19 protein-coding genes and 2 pseudogenes are annotated in these 26,186 nt (G+C 59.0%); 9 read left to right on the top strand and 12 right to left on the bottom strand.

What is annotated here, in order from left to right; all coding sequences use genetic code 11:
• Nucleotides 1–231: 231 nt before the first annotated feature.
• The 5 genes from tssI (at nucleotide 232) to ACYZT4_RS04390 (ending at nucleotide 9,124) form a co-directional block, all read left to right on the top strand.
• Nucleotides 232–2,232 (top strand): type VI secretion system tip protein TssI/VgrG, encoded by a 2,001-nt coding sequence (gene tssI / locus ACYZT4_RS04410; protein WP_461985553.1) that lies wholly within the window; start codon nucleotides 232–234, stop codon nucleotides 2,230–2,232.
• Nucleotides 2,229–3,095 (top strand): DUF4123 domain-containing protein, encoded by an 867-nt coding sequence (locus tag ACYZT4_RS04405; protein WP_461985552.1) that lies wholly within the window; start codon nucleotides 2,229–2,231, stop codon nucleotides 3,093–3,095. The genes tssI and ACYZT4_RS04405 overlap by 4 nt, the downstream gene beginning before the upstream one ends.
• Complete coding sequence (locus ACYZT4_RS04400; RefSeq protein ID WP_461985550.1) at nucleotides 3,092–6,724, top strand: toxin VasX; 3,633 nt, start codon at nucleotides 3,092–3,094, stop codon at nucleotides 6,722–6,724. The genes ACYZT4_RS04405 and ACYZT4_RS04400 overlap by 4 nt, the downstream gene beginning before the upstream one ends.
• A gap of 229 nt (nucleotides 6,725–6,953) precedes the next feature.
• Complete coding sequence (locus ACYZT4_RS04395) at nucleotides 6,954–7,838, top strand: hypothetical protein (RefSeq protein WP_461985547.1); 885 nt, start codon at nucleotides 6,954–6,956, stop codon at nucleotides 7,836–7,838.
• Between the two features lie 155 nt (nucleotides 7,839–7,993).
• Nucleotides 7,994–9,124 (top strand): hypothetical protein, encoded by a 1,131-nt coding sequence (locus ACYZT4_RS04390; RefSeq protein WP_461985546.1) that lies wholly within the window; start codon nucleotides 7,994–7,996, stop codon nucleotides 9,122–9,124.
• A gap of 23 nt (nucleotides 9,125–9,147) precedes the next feature.
• On the opposite strand, the gene dapF is transcribed toward ACYZT4_RS04390, so the two are convergent.
• The 4 genes from dapF to mqo all read right to left on the bottom strand — a co-directional run bounded on the left by dapF (nucleotide 9,148) and on the right by mqo (nucleotide 14,298).
• Nucleotides 9,148–9,963 carry a diaminopimelate epimerase gene (dapF, locus tag ACYZT4_RS04385; protein ID WP_461985545.1) on the bottom strand — a complete coding sequence of 272 codons (816 nt, stop codon included), beginning with the start codon at nucleotides 9,961–9,963 and terminating at the stop codon, nucleotides 9,148–9,150.
• Between the two features lie 88 nt (nucleotides 9,964–10,051).
• Nucleotides 10,052–11,170: a glycosyltransferase family 61 protein gene (locus tag ACYZT4_RS04380; protein WP_461988540.1), complete on the bottom strand. Its 1,119-nt coding sequence runs from the start codon at nucleotides 11,168–11,170 to the stop codon at nucleotides 10,052–10,054.
• A gap of 69 nt (nucleotides 11,171–11,239) precedes the next feature.
• Nucleotides 11,240–12,394: a hypothetical protein gene (locus ACYZT4_RS04375; RefSeq protein WP_461985543.1), complete on the bottom strand. Its 1,155-nt coding sequence runs from the start codon at nucleotides 12,392–12,394 to the stop codon at nucleotides 11,240–11,242.
• Nucleotides 12,395–12,642: 248 nt separating this feature from the next.
• Nucleotides 12,643–14,298, bottom strand: coding sequence for a malate dehydrogenase (quinone) (gene mqo, locus ACYZT4_RS04370; RefSeq protein WP_461985542.1), 1,656 nt, complete (start codon nucleotides 14,296–14,298; stop codon nucleotides 12,643–12,645).
• Between the two features lie 384 nt (nucleotides 14,299–14,682).
• On the opposite strand from mqo, the gene ilvD reads away from it, so the two are divergent.
• Entirely contained in the window at nucleotides 14,683–16,365 is a 1,683-nt protein-coding gene (gene ilvD / locus ACYZT4_RS04365) for a dihydroxy-acid dehydratase (RefSeq protein ID WP_461985540.1), read from the top strand.
• 39 nt (nucleotides 16,366–16,404) lie between these two features.
• Here the strand turns inward: ilvD and ACYZT4_RS04360 are convergent.
• The 3 genes and pseudogenes from ACYZT4_RS04360 to ACYZT4_RS04350 all read right to left on the bottom strand — a co-directional run.
• Nucleotides 16,405–16,998, bottom strand: a pseudogene (locus tag ACYZT4_RS04360) (methyl-accepting chemotaxis protein); the annotation flags it as partial.
• A 312-nt stretch (nucleotides 16,999–17,310) separates the two neighbouring features.
• Nucleotides 17,311–17,958, bottom strand: a pseudogene (locus ACYZT4_RS04355) (methyl-accepting chemotaxis protein); the annotation flags it as partial.
• Between the two features lie 169 nt (nucleotides 17,959–18,127).
• The gene (locus ACYZT4_RS04350; protein WP_461985538.1) at nucleotides 18,128–18,865 is read right to left on the bottom strand and encodes a DUF72 domain-containing protein; all 738 of its coding nucleotides are present in this window, start codon (nucleotides 18,863–18,865) and stop codon (nucleotides 18,128–18,130) included.
• 165 nt (nucleotides 18,866–19,030) lie between these two features.
• Here ACYZT4_RS04350 and ACYZT4_RS04345 point away from each other — a divergent pair, with 165 nt between their 5' ends.
• Nucleotides 19,031–19,462: a nuclear transport factor 2 family protein gene (locus ACYZT4_RS04345; RefSeq protein ID WP_461985537.1), complete on the top strand. Its 432-nt coding sequence runs from the start codon at nucleotides 19,031–19,033 to the stop codon at nucleotides 19,460–19,462.
• A 161-nt stretch (nucleotides 19,463–19,623) separates the two neighbouring features.
• Here ACYZT4_RS04345 and ACYZT4_RS04340 read toward each other — a convergent pair whose 3' ends face one another.
• Nucleotides 19,624–20,214, bottom strand: coding sequence for a TetR/AcrR family transcriptional regulator (locus ACYZT4_RS04340; RefSeq protein WP_461985535.1), 591 nt, complete (start codon nucleotides 20,212–20,214; stop codon nucleotides 19,624–19,626).
• 193 nt (nucleotides 20,215–20,407) lie between these two features.
• Here ACYZT4_RS04340 and ACYZT4_RS04335 point away from each other — a divergent pair, with 193 nt between their 5' ends.
• Together ACYZT4_RS04335 and ACYZT4_RS04330 are read left to right on the top strand one after the other, a co-directional pair.
• Nucleotides 20,408–21,121, top strand: coding sequence for an SDR family oxidoreductase (locus ACYZT4_RS04335; RefSeq protein ID WP_461985533.1), 714 nt, complete (start codon nucleotides 20,408–20,410; stop codon nucleotides 21,119–21,121).
• Between the two features lie 10 nt (nucleotides 21,122–21,131).
• Nucleotides 21,132–22,040, top strand: coding sequence for an alpha/beta fold hydrolase (locus ACYZT4_RS04330; protein ID WP_461985531.1), 909 nt, complete (start codon nucleotides 21,132–21,134; stop codon nucleotides 22,038–22,040).
• Between the two features lie 7 nt (nucleotides 22,041–22,047).
• On the opposite strand, the gene ACYZT4_RS04325 is transcribed toward ACYZT4_RS04330, so the two are convergent.
• The 4 genes from ACYZT4_RS04325 to ACYZT4_RS04310 form a co-directional block, all read right to left on the bottom strand.
• Entirely contained in the window at nucleotides 22,048–23,046 is a 999-nt protein-coding gene (locus tag ACYZT4_RS04325) for a bile acid:sodium symporter family protein (RefSeq protein ID WP_461985528.1), read from the bottom strand.
• Between the two features lie 121 nt (nucleotides 23,047–23,167).
• On the bottom strand, nucleotides 23,168–24,676 hold the full coding sequence (locus ACYZT4_RS04320; protein ID WP_461985526.1) for a tripartite tricarboxylate transporter permease: 1,509 nt from the start codon (nucleotides 24,674–24,676) through the stop codon (nucleotides 23,168–23,170).
• 24 nt (nucleotides 24,677–24,700) lie between these two features.
• Nucleotides 24,701–25,195, bottom strand: coding sequence for a tripartite tricarboxylate transporter TctB family protein (locus ACYZT4_RS04315; RefSeq protein WP_461985524.1), 495 nt, complete (start codon nucleotides 25,193–25,195; stop codon nucleotides 24,701–24,703).
• Nucleotides 25,192–26,163 carry a tripartite tricarboxylate transporter substrate binding protein gene (locus ACYZT4_RS04310; protein ID WP_461985522.1) on the bottom strand — a complete coding sequence of 324 codons (972 nt, stop codon included), beginning with the start codon at nucleotides 26,161–26,163 and terminating at the stop codon, nucleotides 25,192–25,194. The genes ACYZT4_RS04315 and ACYZT4_RS04310 overlap by 4 nt, the downstream gene beginning before the upstream one ends.
• Nucleotides 26,164–26,186 lie beyond the last annotated feature (23 nt).

Here is a 26,186-nt window from a genome sequence, read left to right as displayed (position 1 = left end):
GCTTTTGATCTCAACGCCAAAGGCCCTGACCCACTTGAATGGGACAGAACTTCAAAACCTCTTACAGACTGATCTTACAAGCGGGCATTTTTTTGCTTGACGCAGTCAATGAATAACTACCGGCGAGGACTTAACGGACCCCTCCTACGCCATATATCGATTCGTCCGACATCAGCCACCGGTAGATCCACGGAAAATCTTTTGTCTTGAAATAGACACAAGGAAATGTGGATGTTCAGCGCCCTCAAACCCGTCGTGTTCACACTCGACATTCAAGGTTTTTCCCGCGAGCTTCAGGTATTCGAATTCCGCGCCAAGGAAGCGTTGAATCAGCCCTATGAAGTTAATCTCGAACTGGTCGGCGAACGCCACGGCCTGGACATCCGGTCGCTTCATCACCGCTCGGCTTTTTTGCGCTTCGCAGCGGACGGTGCCGGCATTCATGGGCAAGTCTATGCCATCGCCGAAGGTGATTCAGGCAAGCGCCTGACCCGCTACCAAATGACCTTGGTGCCATACCTTACCTATCTCTCCCACTGCCACAACCAACGCATTTTTCAGAACCTGAGCGTGCCGCAGATCATTGCAAAAGTGCTGAAAGATCAGGGCATGCATGCCGATGTCTGGTGCTTTGAGCTGAATGCCGAGTACCGACCACGGCTGTATTGCGTGCAGTACGAGACTGACCTCCACTTTATTCAAAGACTGTGTGAGGAAGAGGGTTTGCACTTCCACTTTCAGCACAGCGCCGAGCGGCATGTGCTGGTATTCGGCGACGATCAAACCAGCTTCTCGAAACCCGAACGGTCAACCACCTACAGGCAAGCCAACGGCATGGTCGCGGATGCACCCGTGATTGATCAATTCAAACTGAAACTCAATACCCGCCCAACCCACGTCAGCCGTCGTGATTACGATTTCGAGAAGCCACGCGTGCAACTCGACAGTGCGTCAAAAAAACCGCTGCTGCCGCACCTCGAGGATTATGCGTTTCCCGGGCAATTCACCCACCGCGATCGCGGTAACCAGCTAACCCATCAAGCACTGCAGCGCCACCGCGCCGATTACCAGCTTGCCAGCGGACGCAGTGACCAAAGTGCAATGCGCAGCGGCCACTTTGTCGAGATGTCCGAACATCCTTGCCCCGAACACAATGGTTTGTGGTTGTTGACGCAGGTCGAACATGTCGGCTTGCAACCCCAGGTGCTGGAAGAGCAGATGACCGCCCCCGGTGCGCCAGATGGTTTCAGCCAGGGCTACCGTAACCACTTCGTCGCCACACCCTGGGACGTGATATTCCGGCCCGCCCTCGACCATCCCAAGCCGCGGATGACGGGGCACCAGCACGCCGTCGTCACCGGCCCGCCCGGCGAAGAAATTTACTGTGATCAGTACGGTCGGGTGAAAGTCCAGCTGCTCTGGGACCGTGACGGGCAGCACAACGAACAATCGAGCTGCTGGCTACGAGTCGCCACGGGCTGGGCCCATGACGGTTACGGCAGCGTGCAGATCCCGCGAGTCGGTATGGAGGTGCAGGTAGGTTTTACCGACGGCGACCCGGACAAACCTTACGTCCTGTGCTGTCTGCCCAACGCCTCGACCCCGGTGCCCCTGGATTTGCCCGCCGAGCAGACCCGCAGCATCTTCCGCAGCCACAGCAGCCCCGGCGGTGGCGGTTACAACGAACTGCGCATCGAGGACAGGAAAGGCGCCGAGGAGATTGCCCTGCGTGCCCAGCGCGATTTCGTGCAGCACGTTCTGAACGATGAACGGATTCAAGTCGACAACCAGCGCAACGTGGTGGTCGGTGGCATCAGCAGCCATGACGTGCGCGGCGAAGAACGCCATTTGACCCATGGCAACCGCCTGACTGAACTCAAACAGGATGACCACTTGCTGGTTTTTGGCGATCAGCATGTCCGCGTTGCCAATCAAAGAATCAGCGCCATGCAACAGCTCCACTTCAGCGCCGTACAACAAGTCGTCATCAATGGCGGGACGCATCTGGCGCTTGCGGCTGGCGGTCAGTGGATAATCCTGGGGCCCGAAGGCATTTTCAGCAGCGTGCCGATTTTGCAGGGCGGCGCGCCGCCCATGTGCCTGACGGCGGAGCCGCTGATGCCCGGTGCCCTGCCTTTGTTGAAAGTGACGTTCGATGCGGCACAGCAACGCCACGCACTGATCTCCAATCGCGCCTCGCGGTGCCTGGTCTGTGAGGGAGCCCAAGCATGAGTCTTTTGAATTCCCTGCCCGACGACCTGCCCTGGAGCGCGCATCAAGCCTTCTTGTTGCTGGACGGCGCAACCCTGCGTGATTTGCCGGAGCGCCTCAAACAACTGAGCCCCGGCGCCAGCATCCTGGCGCTGTATGACTGTGCGCCCTTTACCCCACTTCGGGATATTTCACCGTTGCTGGTGACGATCGACCACCCTGACTCCCCGGTTTTTCAGTTCTATCTGCAACAGGCAGACAAGGAATGGGGCGTGCTGTTGTTCAGCGCGGCGTCTGCACACGATGTGGCTCAACACTTGCGCCAATTGCTGACGGTCGAGCTACCTGACGGCTTGTCGGTAGTCCTGCGACTGGCCGATGCGGCCGTGGCGCAGGCACTGTTCAGCATCGGTGACCAGCGTTTGTTCGGCCCACTTTCGTGCGTGGTCACTGCCGATTGCCTCCGCGCAAATTGGCAACGGCACCAGCCCCGGCTGCCCGAAAGTCCGGAACTGCCGACGCCCTATCGCTTGAGCCCGGAACTGAGTGCCGCGCTGGACGACGTTGACCGACGCCGTGCGCTGCTCGAACTCAACGCCCATTTGCTCACCTATTTTCCTGAGCGTCATGGCGCAGAAACCGTCGCCCAACGCTGGCCAATGCTTGAGCAATTGGAGAGCGAAGCGAGTGCCTTGGGTCTGAGCAGCCAATCCGAACTCTTCTATTACGCCAACCTGATGGCCTGGCTCGACGGCACGGCTCTGGAGCAACACCCACCTATCGCTCATTTGCTCCAGGCGCCCTCCCTGCAACCACCTGGCGAGCGCGTGGCGCTGGCCGCTGATCTCGCCTACCGCTCGGCCATCCAACGGGGGCGCCCATGACTCATCCTGCCAACCTCGCGGCAGCTGCCGCCTCGAAAACCGCCATCGGTTCCCCCGGCGCCTGCCCTCTACGCAAAACCCATGTTCAGTTATTGCCCTTGCGCTACGGCCTGGTGGAAAAGCCCTTCGACCCCGGTGCCAAATTGGCGTTGCCCTACGCGCTCACTACCCGCGCGTTGGGCATCCGTTTATTGCGCGATGGCTGGTTGTACGTCATCGACAGCGTCACCGGCCATCTGCACGAATATCAGGTGCTCGACGGGCTAATCAGTGCCCTTCTGCACAAGGGCCCCAAGGTTGATGATGATCAGCGTTCGCCCATCGAGGCGCGGCCGGCGCTGCTGTTTTCAAGGCGAAGCACGCTTTATGTGAATTTCGCTGAAGTGCAATGGACGGCGGCCAAATGCACTCAGGTGCTCGACAGTCGCGAGGAGCGCGAGCACTTCATGCAGGTAGTCGATCTAGGCCCGGTGGATTGTGAAACCGGCGGCATGCATCTGCTGACAGTTGCGCAAGGCAAGCAATGGCTGGCGGAGATTGCGACCGTTCCGGCCGAACAGGCGCAAGCTGCCCAAGACCGAGTTGAGCAGGTGACCCCGTCACCGCCAGACGCCGTTCTGTTGCCGACGGTCCACGTCAGTGACGCTCCCGCGCACGAACGTGAACCCTACTTGTGGGAGCACCCTCGACGTTTTCGCGAGGCGCACATCGGCGAGTTACTGGGCCAGGTGCGCGGGCCTTATCAGGACGACACGCTGTTTCTCGTGGTGCCGGATGACCTCGGCGTGTTGCGTGATCTGGCCGAGTATCAAGACACCGTGGTGGGCTGGGTCGACGAGTGGAGCAATGCCGGCACGCAAGAGCGCGATTACTTGCTGGCCTGTTACATCGAATCACTGAGCCAACTGAGTGCCGGGGACATCGGAGGGCTGGCCAAGGTGGACAGTTCTCCCGCCGTGCAGGCGTTGTTCGTCGATCTGGAGCAGTTGCCGGAACCGGATCGGGACCACTCCCGACGGGCCTTGTTGGATTACCTGAACAAGGGCGGACAGGTCGAGCCGTCGGGCGTGCCGGCACCGCCGGAGCTCGAACAACTGCGCAAAGAAGCGCATGCCGAAGCGTTCAGGTTTGCCAAGTATCAAGGCGCCACACCTGACTTCAGCGCCCACAGCCGCGCCAGCGACGAGGCCGACCGCCGTTATTACACGCGCAAACACTTCGCAGAGGCGCCCGAGGATTTTGTCGGGCGGCACCTCGATACCCTGGTCAAACTCGGCCAGGAGCAAAACCGACGCATCATCGACGTGCTCGAAGGTTCGAGTTTCAGCGGCAAACGCGGGGTCAATGATTTCATCGACCGGCCGGCAATGGACGCTGCACTGTCTCAGCATCGCGACGACCTCGGTCGCTGGAACCGGATACTCGACCGCATCACCGTCGACCGCACGATGCTGGTGGCTGACGGTCGCTTCCACCGTTCGGCCTGGTACTACGACGCGCAGGATAAACCGCAACTTCACCAAGCATTGGCCGCCGAATACGCCTGCCTCAAGGACATCTGCCGCAGCGACCAGGCCAGTGAAATCCTGCTGGGCTATCTGGACAAACACCCGGAACTGACCCGGCCGCTGTTCTACACCTTGCCCTTGGCCCTTCAGCCAGAAAAAGCCGCGCAATACGCCACGCTGTTCAACGCCGGCATGGGCGTATTCAACAACCTGCCGCACTGGTTGGCCGCGTTGGAGAAAATCGAACAGCCGGGTTTGCCCGCCCTCGACGATTTGCCCGACACCACCCGCGCCGTGGCCGACGCTGCTCAGCACAGCCTCAGCCCCGCGCTGAACCTGGGCCTGAACCGGGCACTGGAGGGATTCGACCTGACGGGCGAGAAAATCCCCGACCTCGACGAACTGTTTCGGCAACTGCCCAAGGCGTTAACGGTGCGGATTCTCGACGCGGCGAAAACCACCGGCGTGACCTTCACCGTCGCCAGCCCCGAGGAACACTTGGCGTTGAAAACCACCCTCAAGGAACTCCTCAGTGAACGCGATTACCTGAAAACCCTGACCCGCGAACGCAATCAGATCACCCACAACAAAAACCGCCAGGGGCACAAGACAGCGCGGGCGATGGAGTTGCAGGGCGAAATCGTGCGGGTGCGCGGGCAGTTGACCCAGCTTGAAGGAAGACTGGCCGGGGCGTTGAGTCCGATTGCAGAGTTGCCGGATCAGTCGGTGCGCATGTACGGCGCGACGCCGGCTCGGGCTGGGGTAACGGCGGTGTTTGCGCCGGCGCAACAGTTGGAGGTAAGGAGTTTGCTGAAGGATATTCGGATTGGGGTGAGTTCAGTGCCGAATGGGAAGTTGATTCGGAGTGAGGGGATGGGGTTGTTGGTGTTTTTGGTGCAGGGGGTGAATTTGGTTTCGGTTGTTAGGGAGCTGAAAAATCAATCCAGGAACAAGCGGGTGTGGATGCCTTTGGCCAACGCGCTAGCGGCGACTGGTGCTGCGGGATTTACTGCGGCGCAAAGTCTGGCGGATACGGCTCTGAAGGCGCGCAGCGTTGAGCTCGTCGCTGGGCTTCAAGTCCATGCTTTGCAGAATGTGCATGTGTCGATGGGGAAGATGCATGTTGGACTGGGTTTCTTTACTTACCTTTTTGGCTTTACCTCCTCAGCCGTCAGCTTCCATTCCCAACGGCAAAAATGGCAGCAGGCGACACGTACCGGAGATCGCGCCGAGCAGATTAGCGCCGCGTCGGCCACTTTGGGTGCGGGCGGCATCACGGCTATGAATGCCTATGGCTTGGGTCACACCTTGCACGCTGGTTATACCGTGGCGATAGCTAGAAACTCCGCAGCGAGAAAAGCCGCCTGGGCCGCAGCTGGAACAAGACTGTCTACCGTATTTTTCCGATTCAATCTGGCCGGTGCCTTGTTTACCGTACTGGAGTTTGGGGGCACCTGGCTTTTCAACCGCTTCAACCTCAGCGCCCACGACAAATGGCTGAATACCACGCCATGGAGTCTGGATGCAGATCATCGTGGCGACCATACCTTAGATGAATATCGGCGCTATCTGGACTATTTGTTCAACGCTCCGTATGCACAACTGGGCCCGGATGAACATGACTCGTGGCTGAAAAACCTGCTGCTGAAAGCCAAGCCCAGCGACATCCACCTGGTCCTGCCGAGGTTCAATCTCCCTGACTTTCAGCCGCCTCTCAGCGGAAAACCGATTTATCGACTGGGGATCGGCGCCCGACGCCTTTCCGTCCCCCTCCACAGCCGAGGCAGGCCGCAAGAACGCAAGGACGTCATCAGTGATGAGGTAGTGGCGAGCCTGCGCATCGTGCAAGCAGCACCCGACCGGTTGGTACTGTGCCTACGATATCCACTTGATCCTGACGCCGAGTTCATCCCGTCTTCCGAAACGCTGGAGCTGGCGGTCTGCGTAGAGACCCTGAATGCAAACGGGAACTGGGTGTCACGGACCCAAGTCATTCAAATCAACCCTCGCAGTACAGGGCGTTTCTCGGTACTGCCACTTCAATCTGTCACTGACCATCCACCATTGTTACTGGTTGAAACTCATTTGCTGGAGATGGCCGACCATGCCCCCGAAGAGTAATTTCCCAATGCCGGCCCCAGTGTCAGAGCAATCCCACAACGCCGGTGATGTCGAGCCGTTTCCCAGTGGAAGGATCACCTATCTCGCGCCGTTGCCCTTGCCGACCGCCATGCCACCGCACGGTCCTCACATAGGGGAACTCAATGAGGTCTACATGGACTTCGGATTGGGCTCACCTCAAGTGTTTATGTGGCAAGTGACACTAGGTGGACCTTTCACCGGTGCCTTCATGATTGCATTCCTGCTCCCACTCATTGCCGGCTTTTTGTTTTTCTTATTCGGAATGGGCTGGGACGACATTACTCACGCAATAGAAGGAGTTTTTCTGGCGTCATACGGAAATGCAGGATTTACCGGTGTTTGCACCCTACTCATCGGCCTCGCCGTCTGGAACCACAACCACAAAAAACGCCTCAACATCATCCCCACCCGCTTCAACCGCCAACGCCGCGAAGTCTGCTTCATGCCGGAAAACGCCACCGAACCCGTCTTCGTCCCTTGGGAATCCCTCTCGGCCTGGGTCATCGAAGCCCAAGGCGCCACCCAATACGGTATCCACCGCCAGTACGGCATGGGCATCGGTTTCCAGCATGGCGAGACTCTGACCAGCGTCGAATTCCCCTGCTTCGGCCTCTCCATCGCCATCAGCCACTGGGAAGCCATCCGCGGCTACATGGAATACGAAATTCACGACCTCAAATCCATCCAGGACCTGCAAGACTTGCAAGGCCCCGACGATCCCCCGCACGAAGGCCTGCACACTTTCCACAACGCCCGCGCGCGGCTGCACCAGCAAATCCGCGACGGCCAGCGCAACCGGATTTCGGGGTTTTTCTGGTACCTGTACCACGTCATGACGTTTTGGACGATTCCTAACCACCTGGTCGAATGGGAAATCCGCCGCCTCCAGGAAATCGGCCCGCAGACGATGCCCGACGTCATGCGCGAATGGTCCGAGCCGCTGCCGAAAGAGCAATGGGCGAAACCAAGCGAAGAACTGCTGCGCATGAGTGCACAGGTTCGTGCCTTGCATAAGCGCCAGCCACGACGGCCGATTACCGAAATTTTTGCTCAGGTACAGCGGCTGAATGCCACGGATAAGCAGCGCGCATGAGTGTTGTATCCAAGTTCATTGCCGAACGTCACGTGTGAACAAGTTTCATGAAGCTGCTCGGGATGAGGGCCCTCTCTCTGCATTATCGCTTCAATCCCTCACGGAGCCTCCAACGTTGTTACTGGTTGATACCCATCTGCTGGAACAGGCCGACCATGCCCATCAAGAGTGATGTTTCAATGCCTGACCCTGTGCCAGAGCAGCCCCGCAACGCCGGTGATGTTGAGCCGTTTCCCAGCGGCAGGATTACCTATCTCGCGCCCCTGCCTTTACCGACAGCAATGCCGCCCCATGGTCCTCATATTGGAGAACTCAATGATGTGTACATGGACTTTGGATTAGGATCACCGCAGATATTTTCCTGGCAGGTCATATTAGGTGGGCCGTTCAGCGGCACTTTAATGCTCGCTTTTCTACCATCACTGCTTGCTGGATTCCTCGGGATCGTTTTCGGTTACAGCCAAGTAGAAATCTGGGACTCGATACTCGGCGTGTATGAAGAAAGCTATGGTTACGCGCTGTTCAGCGGTTTTTGTTCCCTACTCATCGGCCTCGCCGTCTGGCACCACAACCACAAAAAACGCCTCAGCATCATCCCCACCCGCTTCAATCGCCAGCGCCGCGAAGTCTGCTTCATGCCCGAGAACGCCACCGAACCCGTCTTCGTCCCCTGGGAATCCCTCTCGGCCTGGATCATCGAAGCCCAAGGCGCCACCCAATACGGCATCCACCGCCAATACGGCATGGGCATCGGTTTCCAGCATGGCGAAACCCTGACCAGCGTCGAATTTCCCTGCTTCGGCCTCTCCATCGCCATTAGCCACTGGGAAGCCATCCGCGGCTACATGGAATACGAAATCCACGACCTCAAATCCATCCAGGACCTTCAAGACTTGCAAGGCCCCGACGATCCCCCGCACGAAGGCCTGCACACTTTCCACAACGCCCGCGCGCGCCTGCACCAGCAAATCCGCGACGGCCAGCGCAATCGGATCTCGGGGTTTTTCTGGTACCTGTACCACGTCATGACGTTCTGGACGATTCCCAACCGTCTGGTCGAATGGGAAATCCGCCGCCTCCAGGAAATCGGCCCGCTGACGATGCCCGACGTCATGCGCGAATGGTCCGAGCCGCTGCCGAAAGAGCAATGGGCGAAACCGAGCGAAGAACTGCTGCGCATGAGTGCACAGGTTCGTGCCTTGCATAAGCGCCAGCCACGACGGCCGATTACCGAGATTTTTGCTCAGGCTCAGCGCCTGAATGCCACGGACAAACGTCGCGCATGACTCAATTTCCCGGCGCTGGGGTCTTACGCCTTCAACAAGCCATCCGCAATCGTCCCCGAGAAAATCGCCTCCACCGGCCCGATGAGAAACACCGGCCCCACTCCGTCCCACTGAACGGTCACCGTCCCGCCATCACATTCAACCTCAACGGAACTGTCCAGCAAGCCTCGACGAATCCCGTTAACAACCGCGCCACAACAGCACGAACCTGAACCCAGCGGAATACCGCCCCCGCGTTCCCAGATGCGCAATCGGATATGCCTGCGGTCCATAACCTGAACGAAGTGCACGTTCGTGTTTACGGGAAATAGGGCATTGGTCTCTATGGTTGGGCCGATGGTCGCGACATCAATCAACGCGAGATCGTCTACGAAATAGGTGCAATGCGGATTGCCCATGCTGCACGCGGCCGGGCCACCATCAAGGGGCAACAAAGATGTATCCAGTTCCTGAGCCACAGGAATGTCCGACCAGCCAAAAAGCGGCGCTCCCATGCTGACAGAAATGGCGCCGCTGGAAGTGCGCTCGCAGTTCAGCAGACCGCGGTGGGTCCGCAGCGTGACAGAAGTCGTGTTTGATTCGCGCATCAACCTGTCCGCGGCACCGCGCGTTGCGCTGCCACAGGTATCCAGAGGGGAGCCATCGGCGTTCCAGAACTCCACGCGCGCTGCAGCGTCATCGCAATCGAGCAGCACCGCGAGTTGATTGAAGCCGACGCCACGGTTGCGATTGCCCATTCTTCGAGCGAGGGTACTGGTCACTGGATTGATCGATTTACGTGCGTCCACCACCACGAAGTCGTCGCCGTTGGCGTGCATCTTGTGAAAACTCAGCGGCATAAACAGATCCTGGCGACGGGAGACAGGGATGGGATCTAGCCCCATTCGCCGGGATTTTTCAAGCCAGCCCGAGCATCCGCCAAACCCCTCAACAAGGAAACAGATCCAGCGTCCGCTCCACCTCTTGAATGTCGATTTTGAAGCCATCACCCTCAGGCGTGCCCACCACAAAACCGAAATTCTGCCGGTCGCGATCGGTCAGGTACTTGTAGTAGCTGACGAAGCGGTTCGGCGGCTGCAGTGTCAGCAACGAGCCACCCGTTTGAAGTACGTTGACGCCATGCACCAGCTGACTGCCTTCAACGCCGATCACGGTTTGCGCGCCGGCACAGGCGGCCACGATGGTCGGGACGTCGTTCTTCAATGGATCGAGAATGCGAAATCCGCGGGTCTTGCGCAGGTGTTCGGCGATGTCGAGTTCGTTGCGCAACAGGCGCAAATCACCGTCGCCGCCGCGCAGAATCATCACGCCGGGGTGATTGGCATAGGTCACGTGCGACCGGAGTTTTTCACCCATCGCCCGGTAACGCAGATGCCGGTCCTGATTGTTGCTCATGTCATCGAACAGCACGAGCTCATGAAAAAACGCACCGTTCAGGCGAGTCGGCTGCATGCCGAGCCAGTCTTCATAGGCGCGGGTCTGCGCAGAGAGCGGAAATTTCGCCGAGGGCGCGGTGGTTATCGGCGTGCCTTCGTTACAGGCCAGCGGATAGGTCGGGAAGTCTTCCATCAACCGTGTGCCGAACCAGGTATTGCCGTTCTGCGTGCAGTACACGGCCCCGCGTTCGATCTCGCTGTCGACGACAATGCGTGGAAACTTGCCGGGCTTGAGCGACAGCCAGAAACTCGCATTGTCTTTGTAGAGCGCGCCGTCGATCAGCCAGACGTCCTTGAGCAAGTAACCGCGTGTCGGGCCTTGTACGACGTCGCCCAGCCCTTCCATGGTGCGCGCGGGATGTTCGAAAGGGTAAAAGCGCTTCGCTTCCCATCCGGTCACGCGTTCCATTTGATTGGGCAGAAAGAATGCCGGCGGAGAGTGCATGGTGCTGCCCGGCGCAACATCCCAGGTTTTCACCGCCAGGCTTTTCAAGTTGATCTCGGCGTGGCGTGCGAGCCTTTTTCGCGCCATGTGCCGGTACGCGGCCAGGGTCCATTTCTTTCGATTGCCAGCGGTCGAATTGCTTAGTTGCGAGACGTCGCTTTCCATGAAGTTCTCCCAGCAGAACAGGGTCATTCGGGCGTGAAGCGTTGTAGCCATTTCCGTCCTGGAAAAAAGTCAGCTGGAGGCAATCCGTTGCAACGTAGGTGTGGCTTGCACATTGGCATAGCGAATACGCAAGGTTTCGAGAAACTGTTCGCCGCTGTTCTCAGCGCAATAAAGATAAATTTTGTCCAGACCGCCAAAGACCATCTCACGATAACGGCTGGCGACCTCTTCTTCGCTCGGTCCGTCAGGCAAGCCGAGGTGAAGGGTCAACTCCTTGCCTTCGAACGCGAACAGCGGCGTGTTCCACAGGAACTGGGCAGTACCGGCCTTGGGCAGTCGTATAAACATATAGGCATGGTTGCTCAGGGAATCAATGTCGCCGCCACGCCTTCTTTTCCATTTGAGAAGTCCGTCATCCGGCCGCGCCACGAAAAGCCCGATGTCGTAATAATCGAAGCCGTTCTCGATGGCCCATTCGAGCGCCATGAAAGTTGTGATCGAATTCACTTCGCGGAGTTTTTTGGCATCGGAAAAGATCGCTTCGGTATAGCCAAAACGCATGGTGCTCCAATAGCGTTTTCCGCCCCGCTCGATGACGCAGCCAAGGTGGCAGGCAACCACCTCGTCATTCAGCGTGATCAGGTCGAGCCGGCCAACTGTCTTGGCGATCCTGAACACCTCTTGCAAGGGCAACTGGGCGGCGTGGATACCCTGCCTCGCTTGTGCATAAGGGCGAAGCATTTCCCGCTCGGCCCATTCGATTTCCTCATCCAGCAGCGCCTGACGCACCTGGTAGAGCGGCCGGTTCTTGCGGATGTTTCGACGCAACTCGCTGTCGTACTTCGCGGTGATGTCTTCGAGGGATCGCCCCAGCGGAACCACAGCGCTCAGATAGACCGGGACTTTCAAGTCGCCCGTCGTCGGCACTTCGCTGACCCTCACCACATGACTCGAGGTAGTGGGTTCCGGTTCGCCGTCAATCACTGGGCTGTTCGCCGGAGATTTTCCGCCGATCAGCAGCTTGGCCATTTCGCGCTGGTTTTTCCTGCCGACATACAGGAATTCGTGCGGACCTTCATGTTGGAGCTTGAACCGGGCAATCTCCCAGCGCCACAGACACGCTCGATCAAGGATGCCTCGCAACCTGGCGGAAACGCTTCTGATCTCGTAGCGCATTGAAGGCGAAACGAACCTTCGGACAACCGCCGCCAGGTTTTCTCTCATTTCCTTGTCATCCTTTGAGCGTTATTTTTAGCCAAATCCGATACAAATATTTGGCGGTCACTTCAATAGAACCGACTAATCATTGATATATATAGCAATTTATGTTTTTTAGCTTTCTTACATTAGGTAACAGTAAAGATACAAAGCGCATACATTGCAAGCGATGTCCGTTTCTTTCCGATAGAAATACCGCCCACAAAAAAGCCCACTGACCGTCGCCGGATCAGTGGGCTTTTGTAGGTCTCTGGTTAAAGAGCCATATCACTCGCCGCGTTCGCTTTCGGCGCCTTTGGCGCTTCTGCCGGAGCAGCCGCTGGAGCAGCCGGAGCCGCTGCCTGGCCAATCACCGGTGGCGGAGTCAGCTGCAACACCTTGGCAGTGTAGGCCCACTCCTCTGCCACTTTCTCAGGGCTGCCATTGAGCTGAGTGCCGTAGCTCGGCACGATCTGGTGCAGCTTTTCCTGCCATGCGGGCGTAGCCACCTTGTCCTTGAAGACTTTCTGCAGCACGGTCAGCATGATCGGCGCAGCGGTCGAGGCGCCCGGCGACGCGCCCAGCAGGCCGGCGATGGTGCCGTCAGCGGACGTAACGATTTCGGTACCCAGTTTCAGCACGCCACCCGCCGCTTCATCACGCTTGATGATTTGCACGCGCTGACCGGCTTGCCACAGGCGCCAGTCTTCCGCCTTGGCGTTCGGGAAGTATTCTTTCAGGGCGTTGAGGCGGTCTTCATCCGACAGCATCAGTTGACCGGCAAGGTACTCGACCAGCGGGTATTCCTTGATGCCGACCTTGGTCATTGGCCACACGTTGTGCGTGGTGGTGGTGGTCAGCAAGTCCAGGTACGAACCTTCCTTGAGGAACTTGGTGCTGAAGGTCGCGAACGGGCCAAACAGGATGACGCGCTTGCCGTCCAGGACACGGGTGTCCAGGTGCGGAACCGACATCGGCGGTGCGCCAACGGACGCTTTGCCATAGGCCTTGGCCAGGTGTTGCTCGGCGATGGTCGGGTTTTCGGTGACGAGGAACGAGCCGCCAACCGGGAAGCCTGCGTATTCCTTGGCTTCAGGAATGCCGGACTTCTGCAGCAGGTGCAGTGCACCGCCACCGGCGCCGATGAACACGAACTTGGCGTCGGTTTCGGTTTTTGTGCCGTCTTTCAGGTTTTTGTAGCTGACGCGCCAGGTGCCGTCGTCGTTCTTGGTGATGTCCTGCACTTCGCTGGACAGCTTCAAGTCGAATTTCGGGGTGGTTTGCAGGTGCGCAATGAACTGGCGGGTGATTTCGCCGAAGTTCACATCCGTGCCGATCGGGGTCCAGGTGGCCGCGATTTTCTGGTTCGGGTCACGCCCTTCCATCATCAGCGGAACCCACTTCTTGATCACTGCCGGGTCTTCGGAGTACTGCATGCCGGCGAACAGCGGGCTCGCTTGCAGGGCTTCGTAGCGCTTTTTCAGGAACTTGATGTTGTCGTCGCCCCACACAAAGCTCATGTGCGGCGTGGAGTTGATGAACGAACGCGGGTTTTTCAACACGCCTTGCTGAACCTGCCACGACCAGAATTGGCGGGAGATCTGGAACGCTTCGTTGATTTCAACGGCTTTCGGGATCGTCACTTTGCCGTTTTCGTCTTCCGGCGTGTAGTTCAATTCGGCCAGGGCGGAGTGACCAGTACCGGCGTTGTTCCAGCCGTTGGAGCTCTCCAGGGCGACGCCGTCGAGGCGCTCGACCATCTCCATCGACAGGTCAGGCTCCAGCTCGTTGAGCCAGACGCCGAGGGTCGCGCTCATGATGCCGCCGCCGATGAGCAGGACATCGACTTTCTTTGCCTCTGCCCCGTGAACGGACGTGATCCCCATCGACAAAGCCAGCCCCAACAGGGCCGTGTTCATTTTTTTAAACATCTGTAGCACCTATGATAAAACGCCATCCGCCCTTCCATCCTGATGACGAAACCCTTGTCTCACACGGCATTCAGGCAGGATGTCGTGGGTCTCGCGCATTAGATCCGGAGGGTGGGCACACAAGGCCGACGGTTCCATCGACCTCAGTTTATATGTCCCTTCTGAACTGACTTTTTATCTTTATTGGCTTCAGCTACTTGAGCGACAGTGATTCTGTTGGCGCGTCTGAAGGACACGCAAACTGAATAGGTCAAACCAAGTTGTTGCGAATAATATCACGACACAGCAAACCCGCGCGTCTGTTGCTGACTCGATAGTCCGGACACGCGCGCCGGGGCCACTATACTTACCCGGATTTTCTCGATGAGCCGGTGAGGAACAGTCATGAGCGACAAGAACGATCTGCGCAAATATTCCTCTCAAGTGGTCGACGGCGTCGAGCGCGCGCCCGGCCGCTCGATGCTGCGGGCAGTGGGTTTTACCGACGAGGATTTCAAAAAGCCGCAGATCGGTATCGCCTCGACCTGGGCCATGGTCACGCCGTGCAACATGCACATCGACAAGCTGGCGATCGAGGCGGAAAAAGGCGCGAATGCCGCCGGTGCCAAGGGCGTCATTTTCAACACCATCACCATTTCAGACGGCATCGCCAATGGCACCGAAGGCATGAAGTATTCGCTGGTGTCGCGGGAAGTGATTGCCGACTCCATCGAAGTGGTGGTCGGTTGCGAAGGCTTTGACGGCCTGGTCACGGTGGGCGGTTGCGACAAGAACATGCCGGGGTGCCTGATCGGCATGGCGCGGCTGAACCGCCCATCGATCTTCGTCTATGGCGGGACCATTCGCCCGGGCGCCGGCCACACCGACATCATTTCCGTGTTCGAAGCCGTGGGCCAGAACGCCCGCGGTGACATCAACGAGATTCAGGTCAAGCAGATCGAGGAAGTGGCGATTCCCGGCCCCGGTTCCTGCGGCGGCATGTACACCGCCAACACCATGGCGTCGGCCATTGAAGCGCTGGGCATGAGCCTGCCCGGTTCCAGTTCGCAAGACGCGGTCGGCAGTGACAAGGCCTCGGACAGTTTCCGCGCCGGCCAGCAGGTCATGGAGCTGTTGAAACTGGACCTCAAACCGCGGGACATCATGACCCGCAAGGCCTTCGAAAATGCGATCCGCGTGGTCATCGCCCTCGCCGGCTCGACCAATGCGGTGCTGCACCTGCTGGCCATGGCGCACGCAGTGGATGTCAAGCTGACGCTGGATGATTTTGTCGAACTGGGCAAGGTCTCTCCGGTCGTGGCCGACCTGCGCCCCAGCGGTCGATACATGATGAGCGAGTTAGTGGCCATCGGCGGTATTCAGCCATTGATGAAGCGCATGCTCGCGGCCGGCATGCTGCATGGCGATGTGATGACGGTGACCGGCAAGACCCTCGCGGAAAACCTCGAAAACGTCGCGGATTACCCGCCTGGCCAGGACGTGATCCTGCCCTTCGACCAACCGGTGAAAAAGGACTCGCACCTGGTGGTGCTGCGCGGCAACCTCGCGCCCACCGGCGCAGTGGCCAAGATCACCGGCAAGGAAGGCTTGCGCTTTGAAGGCACGGCGCGGGTTTATCGCGGAGAGGAAGGCGCGCTGGCCGGCATTCTCAACGGCGAGGTAAAAGCGGGCGACGTGATCGTGATTCGCTACGAAGGTCCCAAGGGCGGGCCGGGCATGCGCGAAATGTTGTCACCGACGTCGGCGGTCATGGGCAAGGGATTGGGCAAGGACGTTGCGTTGATCACCGACGGGCGTTTCTCCGGCGGTTCCCATGGTTTCGTGGTCGGGCATATCACGCCGGAAGCGTTCGAGGGCGGACCGATTGCGTTGGTGGAGGACGGCGACCGAATCGTCATCGATGCCGAAACCCGGCAGATCACCGTGGATGTTTCCGATGCGGTGCTGGCCGAGCGCAAGAGCCGCTGGGTGCGGCCGGAATCGAAGTACAAGCGTGGGGTGTTGGCAAAGTATGCGAAGACCGTTTCCAGTGCTTCGGAGGGGGCTGTCACTGATAAGTACCTGTAGGCCTGCACACCGCAGGCTCCTACAGAATTGCATTCAGTCTCAGAGACGAAAGCGGTCCACCGACTGCGACAACTGCCCCGCCAGCGCCGACAACTCATCCGTCGTCGAAGCCGTCTGGCCAATCACCTTGCTGTTCCCTTCCGACATCCCCGCAATCATCTCCACCTGATGCGCAATTTCATTACTCGCCAGGCTCTGCTCGCCAATGGTGCGAGAGATGTCGTTGACCAATTGCGTGGTACTCAGCGTTGCTTCGAGGATTTCGCGGATGGCGCGCTCTACGTCGGCGGTCACGGCCATACCTTTGTCGACCTGGGCCACGCCGGCCTCCATGCTGGTGACGGCTTCGCGGGTACTTTGCTGGATGCGCGCGACCATGGTGGCGATTTCCTGGGTGGAAGCGCTGGTGCGCCCTGCCAGGCTGCGAACCTCATCGGCCACCACGGCAAAACCGCGGCCCTGCTCCCCAGCGCGCGCGGCTTCGATGGCGGCATTCAATGCCAGCAGGTTGGTTTGATCAGCGATGCCCTTGATCACCTGAATGATGCTGAAAATCCCTTCGGACTCTTTGTCCAGCGTGCGGATAACCTGCGCCGATTGCTGCGCCGAACGGGCAATCCCGTCCATGTCGTTGACTACCTGATGAATCACCCGGCCGCCATCCTTGGCCAAGGCTTCGGCTTGATTGGCCATGCTCAGCGCACGCTCGGCGTGGCGGGTGATCTCTTCGATGCTCGCGGTCATTTCACTGGCAGCGGCGGCCATGGTGCTGGCGGCGACGCTTTGCTGCTGACTGCTGCCGGCGACTTCGTGGCAACCGCTGCTCAACTGCTGGCTCATACCGCTGACGCCGTGGGCGTTGCTGCGCACCACTTCGATCATGCCACGCAGGTCGCGCTGCATGGTCGCGAGGCTGCGAATCAGCGCACTGGCTTCGTCCTTGCGGGTCGGCTCGACAATCGGTTCGCTGAGATTGCCGTGGGCGATGCTTTCGGCAATGCGGCTGGCGGTCTGCAACGGCCCCATAATGCTCAGGATCACCCAGCGACCCTGGACAAGCAGCAGCAACAGGCTCGCGGCCAGTACGATGCCAAGTTTGAGGTTGGCATTGCCGATGGCCTGTTGCGTGCCGGCGCTGGTGTGTTGCGTGTTGGTTTCGATCAGCTCGCTGAGGGCGGCCATCTGGTCTTCGAGCTGACCGAACGCGGCATTGAAGTTGCCCAGTTCTTTTTGCGCGGCATCGGGGTTTTCCAGGGCCAGGCCGACAATCCGTTCGGCGGCGCTGATGTAGGTATCGAGACTGGGCTTGACCTTGTTCAGGCCGGCCATGATCGTCTCATTGACCGGCAGCTTGAGGTTTTCCCCCAGCACTTCACGAAAGTGCTTGGCATGTTCCTCGATGGAGCTGTGTACCTCGGTTTTACTGCTGGTGCTTTTGCCCAACCCGACCAGCATCGCCGACAACACATCGGCGCGCAGGGCGTCGTGCATCATGTCGGCTTCGAGGTGATTGCGCAGCGCGGCCATGCTGACCTCGTTGTCGTTGACCGCGGTCGCCATCTGCGAATTCCCCAGATAGCTGACCAGGCTCATGATCAAGGCCGTGAGCAGACCGGTGCCAATCAGCAGGATCAAACGTAATTTTATCGACACTCTGTAGGTCCCCTGTCAGTTGGGCAAAGTCATCCGCAAATGGCTTTTCTGAACAGGTTATCGACCGCGCCACCGCAGAATTGAAGGCAAAATGTACAAGCGCGGGTTTTTACGACATGCGGTCATTCCGGCCGATTAATGCTTGCAGACTCAGTGCATTGCCCAGCGCAAAACCACTGGCGGTGTTATCGAAAATGCACCAGCTGACGGCGCCCTTTTGCCCTGCATTTCGCACTTCTCGCGCCAGCGCCTTGAGTCGGCCCTGATCATAGTCACTGTGATAAATGCGTGGCGAACCGTGCCAGCGCCAGTATTGAATACCCGGCCACCCGCCCGGCTTGTCGCCACCGGAAAACGTCGGCGGATCGGCAGCGACACGGCCTACTTTCTGCTCGATCAATAAGGCGTCCGCCCCCAGCCAACCAAGGTGCCGAGGCTCAAGCACGACCGGCCCGGCGTAACGTTGGCGCAGAGCGTTGAAAAACGCCACGGCGATGCTTTCTTCAAAGCCCAGCGACGGCGGAAGTTGAACCAGAAGGCAACCCAGGGAAGCCCCCAGCGCCGTGCACTGGGACACAAATTCGTCGAGCAGCAACTCGCAGCCCTGCAAGCGATGAACATGGGTGATGAGCTTGGGCATCTTTACTGAAAAACTGAAGGACGCCGGCACCGACCCGGCCCAACGCTCATACGTCTGGGGCCGATGCGGACGGTAGAACGAGCTGTTGATTTCGACGGCCGTCAGCTCCGACGCGTATCGCTGCAAGTGCGTGCCGTGCCCCGGAAACTTTGGCCATTCATCGCGAGGCAGGTTCCAGCCGGCACAACCGATGTAGATCGGCAACATTTGAATCGCCCCTTGCGCGCATTTCCCGGCACATCGCCCGAATCTTCAGCTTCGAGAAAAACCCGCTCTACAAGTTCGTTTTTTTATTGCGTCATGCTAGGTTGTACGACGACTGACGAATTAAGCTCCTGTCATTCGATCACCCACAACAACAAGGAAATACCCATGACAAAAGTGAAAGTGCTGGTTGGTTTTCTGTGCCTTTTCAGTGGCTACGTAGCAGCCGCCTCGTCCTCCGGCGAGAAAGATGTCGCCCTGGCCGTCGACCATCTGACCCAGGCGATGCTGAAAAAGAACATTGCCGAACTCAACGCGCTGACCGCCGAGAACCTGACCTACGGACATTCCAGCGGCAAGATCCAGAACAAGCAGGAATACATCGCCGACATCGAAACCGGCCGTAGCGCCTTTAAAACCCTGGAAATGCAAAACCAGACCATTACCCTGTCCGGTGACGTCGCGCTGGTTCGCAATCATTTCTCGGCACAGGCGCTGAATGGCACCACGGTGGTGCCAACTGAAATCGAGAATTTCCAGATCTGGCAGAAGCAGAAAGGCGAGTGGCTGCTGGTTGGGCGTCAGGCGTTTAAGTTCTGAACGCTGCGTGATGAAGGGGGCGAGGTTACTGAACTTCGCCCCCATTTTATTGCCAGGTTGGCGATGTCGATGTCGATGTCGATGTCGATGTCGATGTCGATGTCGATCAGTGTTGCGGCGGTCAGTGTCGTAGTGGTTCCGTGCGCATGCTTATCCTCAGGCTAGAGCGGTTTGCCCAATGCGCTGTCGATCATGAGACGTACGCCCCGCAGCACTTGGGCCGACACCTCTGGCCTGGCCTTCGCCGTGGCGCGCGCGACCGAGAGCGCGCCGATCATCGCCGCACCAATGCCCATGGCGGTATCAAGCGCGTCGACGCCGGGATTGTTGGCGGCAATCCTGCGCTCAAACGCCCTCACCAGCACCAGGTAACCCTCGGTGTACGTCGAGCTGATCGCCACATCCTGGCGCCCGATCTCGCTGGCGGACGCGGCCATTGCGCAGTGGTCCGCGTAGTTGTCACGTTTGTCGACGGACAGGTAGTCGGACAGGAAGCGATCTAGGTCCGGTTCACCATCAACTGTGCCCGTATAAAGCTTGGCATTCCCCTGCTCCAGGCCCCATGCCAGCGCTTCGGCCGCCAGCGCTTCCTTGGAAGGGAAATGTGCGTACAGCGCGCCGTGGGTCAAACCCGCTGACTTGCTGATCTCAGCCACGCCCACCCCATCGATGCCCTTCAGTTGAAACAAACGGCTCGCCGTCTCTATCAGCGTGGTCCGGTTTTTTGCGGATTTCTCTTTCGATATTTTCATGATGAGTCTCCTTCGCACTCACTCTTGCACATTATCGTTGCATCCGCAATCAATCATAATTTCAAGGCTATATAACAGGATTACTGATGTTTTACTGTCTTGACTTTAATAATTACGACTACCATTATTGAGTCATTGATTGCGACCGCAATCCTATGAGCGTAAGTCGCTCGCCCTACCAGAGCACACCACCATGATCATCAAGAATTCCGTAGCATTTGTTACCGGCGCCAACCGTGGTCTTGGCCTTGCCTTCGCAAAAGAACTCGTGGCACGCGGTGCCAGCAAGGTTTATGCAGGGGTACGCAACCCTGAAGGCGTCAACATTCCGGGCATCATCGCCATCCGCCTTGACGTCAGCGACCCGGCATCGGTTGCCGCCGCTGTGGCCCAGGCGGGCGACGTGACTCTGCTGGTCAACAACGCCGGTATCGCCCGCATTCTGCCCTCGATGCTTGATCCTGGCCTGGTCGAAGCTGCCCGCGAAATCTTCGAAACCAATTACTACGGCGTCATGCACGTCAGCCTCGCCTTCGCACCAGTGCTCAAGGCCAACGGCGGCGGGGCGATCGTCAACGTCCTGTCGGATGCAACCTGGATTGCCGCGCCGTTCCTGTCCGCCTATGCCGCATCGAAATCAGCAGCGTGGAGCTTCACCAATTCGCTGCGGATCGAACTTCATGGCCAGGGCACAAGCGTGCAAGGGCTGCACGTGGGCTTCATCGACACTGACCTGACGCAAGGTTTCGACGTGCCGAAAGTCCAGCCATCCGAAGTTGTGATCCAGTCGCTGGACGGGGTGGAAGCCGGACTGCAGGAAGTGCTCGCCGACCAAGGCACTCGCGCCATCAAGGCCAGCTTGTCGACCGGACAAGCGGCGTACCTGAACCCCGAAACCGCTGCGTAAGGAGCACACCATGAAGCTCTTCCAGCGACTGGCTCTAGGGGCCACGTTATTTGCCCTCGCGGTCGGTAGCGCCCTCGCGGCGCCGGTGGCCACCCATAACAGCGCGCCCAACCAATTCGTCGAAGCTGACGGCGTGCGCTATGCCTACCGCCAGTTCGGCGCGCAGACGGGTGTTCCCGTCATCTTGCTCCAGCACTTTCGCGGCAATATGGATTACTGGGACCCAGCGGTGACCGATGGCCTGGCCAAGGACCGGCCGGTCTACCTGTTCGACAATGCAGGCGTGGGCCTCAGTAGCGGCGAAACTCCCGACTCGTTCGAAGGCATGGCCGATCACGTCGCGGCATTTGCCCGCGCTCGTGGATTGAAGCAGGTCGACGTGCTTGGCTTTTCAATTGGCGGTATGGTCGCCCAGGAGGTTGCGCTGCGCTATCCGGAGCTGGTGCGCCGGCTGATCCTGGCGGGAACATCACCGCGTGGCGGAATTGCCGGAAATGATCCGCGGGTTCCAGAAATCGCACTGCGCGAATCCATCGCCACGCTGGACGAGACCGCCTACCTGTTCTTCGATCCGGCGCCGCCGAGCCAATTGGCGGCCCGGGAATTCTGGGAAAGGCGCCATCAGCGTACCGCAGGTCTCGACAAGCTCAATTCGATGAAGGTCATCGCGGCTCAAGGAGCGGCGCTGGGCAAATGGAACACTCCCGGTGACGGCACTTTTTCGCAACTGAGCCAGATCACCCAGCCAACCCTGGTAGTCAACGGCAGCAAGGACATCATGGTTCCCACTCAGAACTCGTTCACGTTGCAACAGCACCTTCCGAATGCCAGGTTGCTGATCTACCCAAACTCGGGGCACGGTGCGTTGTTCCAATACGCCGACGACTTCGTGCAGCAGGCTAATGCTTTCCTGAATTGAGCCCTTTTCAAGGATCAACCTGAGCCATCAGTTCAGGGATAGATTCCGGACGGTTGGCATAACGTTGCGCCAGCACGGCGCAGACCATCAGTTGAATCTGGTGGAACAGCATCAAAGGCAGGATCAACACGCCGATGGTACTGCCGGCGAACAACACCTGGGCCATCGGCACGCCGGTGGCCAGGCTTTTCTTCGAGCCGCAGAACAGGATGGTGATGCGGTCTTCCTGGCTGAAACCAAAGGCTTTGCCCAGCACGGTAGACGCCAGCAAGACCAGCGCCAGCAAGATGCAGCAGACGACCACCAGCCCGACCAGCTCCCACAGCGGAATCTGGTGCCAGATGCCTTCGATCACCGCCTCGCTGAACGCACCGTAGACCACCAACAGAATCGAGCCCTGGTCGACGAACTTCAGCCAGCTCTTGTTTCGCCCGACCCAGACGCCGATCCAGCGACGAGCGATCTGCCCGGCCACGAAGGGCAGCAGCAGTTGAACGCTGATCTTGACGATGGCATCAAGCGTCGAACCACCCTCGCCGTGCACGTTGAGCAGCAACGTCACCAGCAAAGGCGTCAGGAAAATCCCGAACAGACTGGACGCCGCCGCGCTGCAAATCGCCGCCGGTATATTGCCGCGCGCCAGCGACGTGAAGGCAATCGCCGACTGCACCGTTGCAGGCAACGCGCAGAGGTAGAGCATGCCCATGTACAGATCGTCGCCGATCAGCGGCGACAGCACAGGTTTGAGCGCCAGTCCGATCAGTGGAAACAGGATGAACGTCAGGCTGAACACCAGCAAATGCAGGCGCCAGTGGCCAGCACCGGCAATGATCGACTCTCGCGAAAGCTTGGCACCATGCAGGAAAAACAGCAGGGCAATCGCGACATTGGTCAACCAGCCAAAACCGACCGCTACCTGGCCGCTGGCGGGCAGCACGCTGGCGAGAATCACCACGCCGATCAAGGTCAGGGTGAAGTTGTCGGGCAGGAAACGGGGGCGGTTCATGGGCAGCATCCGGCGGTGGCAAGGAACATTGCGCCGACTCTAACCCGCCTGCCGATTGCCGACTAACGCTAATAAGCCAGTAGATATCGCCTACCGGACATAAACCGGCTTCGGCACCGGATCAATCATCCTCATGCAACTTGATACCCCTGGCATGTAACAGATGCGGCACCACCAGCACCAGCAGCGTCAACGCCAGGAGCGCGGCGGAAATCGGTTGCGTCAGAAATACCGTCCAGTCGCCTTCGCTGATCGACAAGGCATTGCGCAGTTGTTTTTCTGCCATCGGCCCCAGCAACATGCCCACGATCACCGGGGCGACGGGGAAGTCGAAACGACGCATTAACACCCCGCCCCACCCGATCGCCAGCATCAGCAACAAATCGAAGGAAGAGTGGCGCATGCCGTAAACGCCGATGGTCGCGAATACCAGGATCCCGGCGTTCAGGTACGGCCGGGGAATTTGCAGGAGTTTGACCCAGAGGCCCACCAGCGGAAGGTTCAACACCAGCAGGATGACGTTGCCAATGTAAAGCGACGCCACCAGGGTCCAGACGAGTTCGCCCGAGGTTTCGAACAGCAGCGGTCCCGGTTGCAGGTTGTAGTTCTGGAACGCCGCCAACAGGATGGCCGCGGTGGCGGACGTCGGGATACCGAGGGTCAGTAACGGCACCAGTGAACCGGTCGCACTAGCGTTGTTGGCCGCTTCAGGGCCGGCGACACCTTCGATGGCGCCTTGGCCTTTGCTGCCAGCGAATTCTTCCGGGTATTTGCTCAGCTTGCGCTCGGTCGAATAAGACAGAAACGTCGGGATTTCCGCACCACCGGCTGGAATCGAACCAAAGGGAAATCCGATCAGCGTGCCCCGCAGCCAGGCCGGAACTGATCGCTTCCAGTCGGCGCGCGTCATCCACAGTGAGGTCAGTCGGTGTCGACCGGTCTTTTCCTCCTTCTGATACAGCAGGCTGTACAACGCCTCGCCCACGGCAAACAACCCGACCGCCACCAGCACGACTTCGATGCCATCGACCAATTCAGGGACGCCCAAGGTGTAGCGAGCAATGCCGGAGGTTGAATCGAGGCCAATCAAGCCAACTGTCAGGCCAATACCCAGCGAAGCAAAGCCACGCAACATCGAAGCCCCGAGCACCGCAGACACGGTGGTGAAGGACAGCACCAGAATCGCGAAATACTCCGTGGGACCAAATTTGAGTGCCAGCTTAGCCACTACTGGCGCAAACAATGTCAACAGAATCGTGGCGATGGTGCCGGCCACAAATGAGCCGATGGCCGCCGTGGCCAAGGCCGGGCCGGCCCGACCGTTTCGAGCCATGAGGTTGCCTTCCAGCGCGGTGACCATGGAGGAAGATTCCCCCGGGGTATTCAGAAGAATGGACGTCGTGGAACCGCCAAACTGCGCACCGTAGTAAATGCCGGCGAACATGATCAGCGCGCCAGTCGGATCGACCTTTGCGGTGATGGGCAATAACAGCGCCACTGTCAGCGCTGGCCCGATGCCCGGCAGGACCCCAATGGCCGTGCCGAGCAGGCAGCCAATGAAGCCCCACATCAGATTGATCGGCGTCAACGCGGAAGAAAAACCCATGGCCAGGTTTGCGAGAATATCCACCCTGTTGATCTCCTTCGGCCCGGATCAGAGCCAGGCGTTGACAAGCGGCGGCAGGGAAACCCCAAGCCCGGCATTGAACAGCCAGTAAATCGGCAGCGTCAGGGCAATGCCGATGGCCAGATCACGCAGCGGACGGCGACTGCCAAAGCCCCGCGCCGAACAGGCAAACAACAGTGCCGCCGCCAGGACAAACCCGATCAGGTTAATAAGCCCGGCGACACCGACCAGCCCCGCTGTCACCCACGCCACCCCTGCTTTGCCGCCGGGCAACACTTTGGCGGACTCGTCTTCGTGATCGGCCAATTCGCGAAAACCGCCAGTGAGGGCCTGATAGCTCAACACCAAGCCCACGCTGGCGAGAAATGCCGCCACGGCATAGGGATAAACGTCCGCGCCGAGGATCACGAATCCCATCTCTTCAGGAAACAGGAACGCGCCGTAGGCCAGTACGGCGCTGATGGTAATTACACCGAGGCCAATCGTCAGTTGCACCGGCACGATTGCACGCGATTGACTCATGGCTTGACCAGACCCACTTCGACCAGCATCGCCCGCAGCCGCACGTGTTCCGCATCGACGAACTTGCCGAAGTCGTCACCCGTCAAGACGTTGGGTGCCCATTTGTTGGTGTCGATGTTGTCTTTCCAGACCTTGCTCTCAGCGGCCGTCACCACGGCGTCGGTGACTTCCTTACGCTGCTCGGGCGTGAGGCCCGCAGCACCGTAAACACCCCGCCAATTGCCGATAATCACGTCGTAGCCGCTCTCCTTCAGGGTCGGTGCGTCGATACCCGCGACACGCTCGGGTGCGCCAATGGCGAGTACCCGGAACTGCCCGTTCCTGATGTATTGGCCAAGCTCGGCATAACCGCCGGTGATCACCTTGATCTGCCCGCCCAGTGCCTGGGCAACCACCTCACCCCCGCCGGCGAAGGCGACGTAATTGACCTTGTTGACCGGAACGCCCATTTTCGCGGCCAGTTCGGCAATGCCGATGTGATCGATCGACCCCTTGGAACCGCCGCCCCAGGCAATGCTGGTCGGTTTATCCTTGAAGGCTTTGAGCAAGTCTTCCAAGTTGTTGAATTCGGACTCCTTGCGCACCGCAATCACGTTGTACTCGGTGAACAACCGGGCAATCGGCGTTACATCCTTCAAGGTAATTTGCGGATTGTTCTGTTCAATACCGGTAACCATGATCGCGCCCATGGTCAAAAGCGCATTCGGATCGCCCTTGGTGCTATTGGCAAACTGTGCCAGTCCCAGCGTGCCGCCTGCTCCGCCCTTGTTTTCGAAGGTGACGGATTTGGCCACGCCGGCTTCAATCAGGGCCTTGCCCAGCACCCGCGCCGTCTGGTCGTAGCCGCCGCCCACCGACCCCGGGGCCATGAACTTGACGGTGTCCAGCGCAAAGGCAGGTGCAGTAAACGCCGCAGCAGTGACAACAACCGCGAGGCAAAGGGTGGATCGACGTAACAGAGCGAACATGCGTTTCTCCCGAGACTTTTGTT

The sequence above is a fragment of the Pseudomonas sp. GB2N2 genome, assembly GCF_054897705.1.
This window is presented reverse-complemented; position numbering and strand designations above follow the sequence as displayed.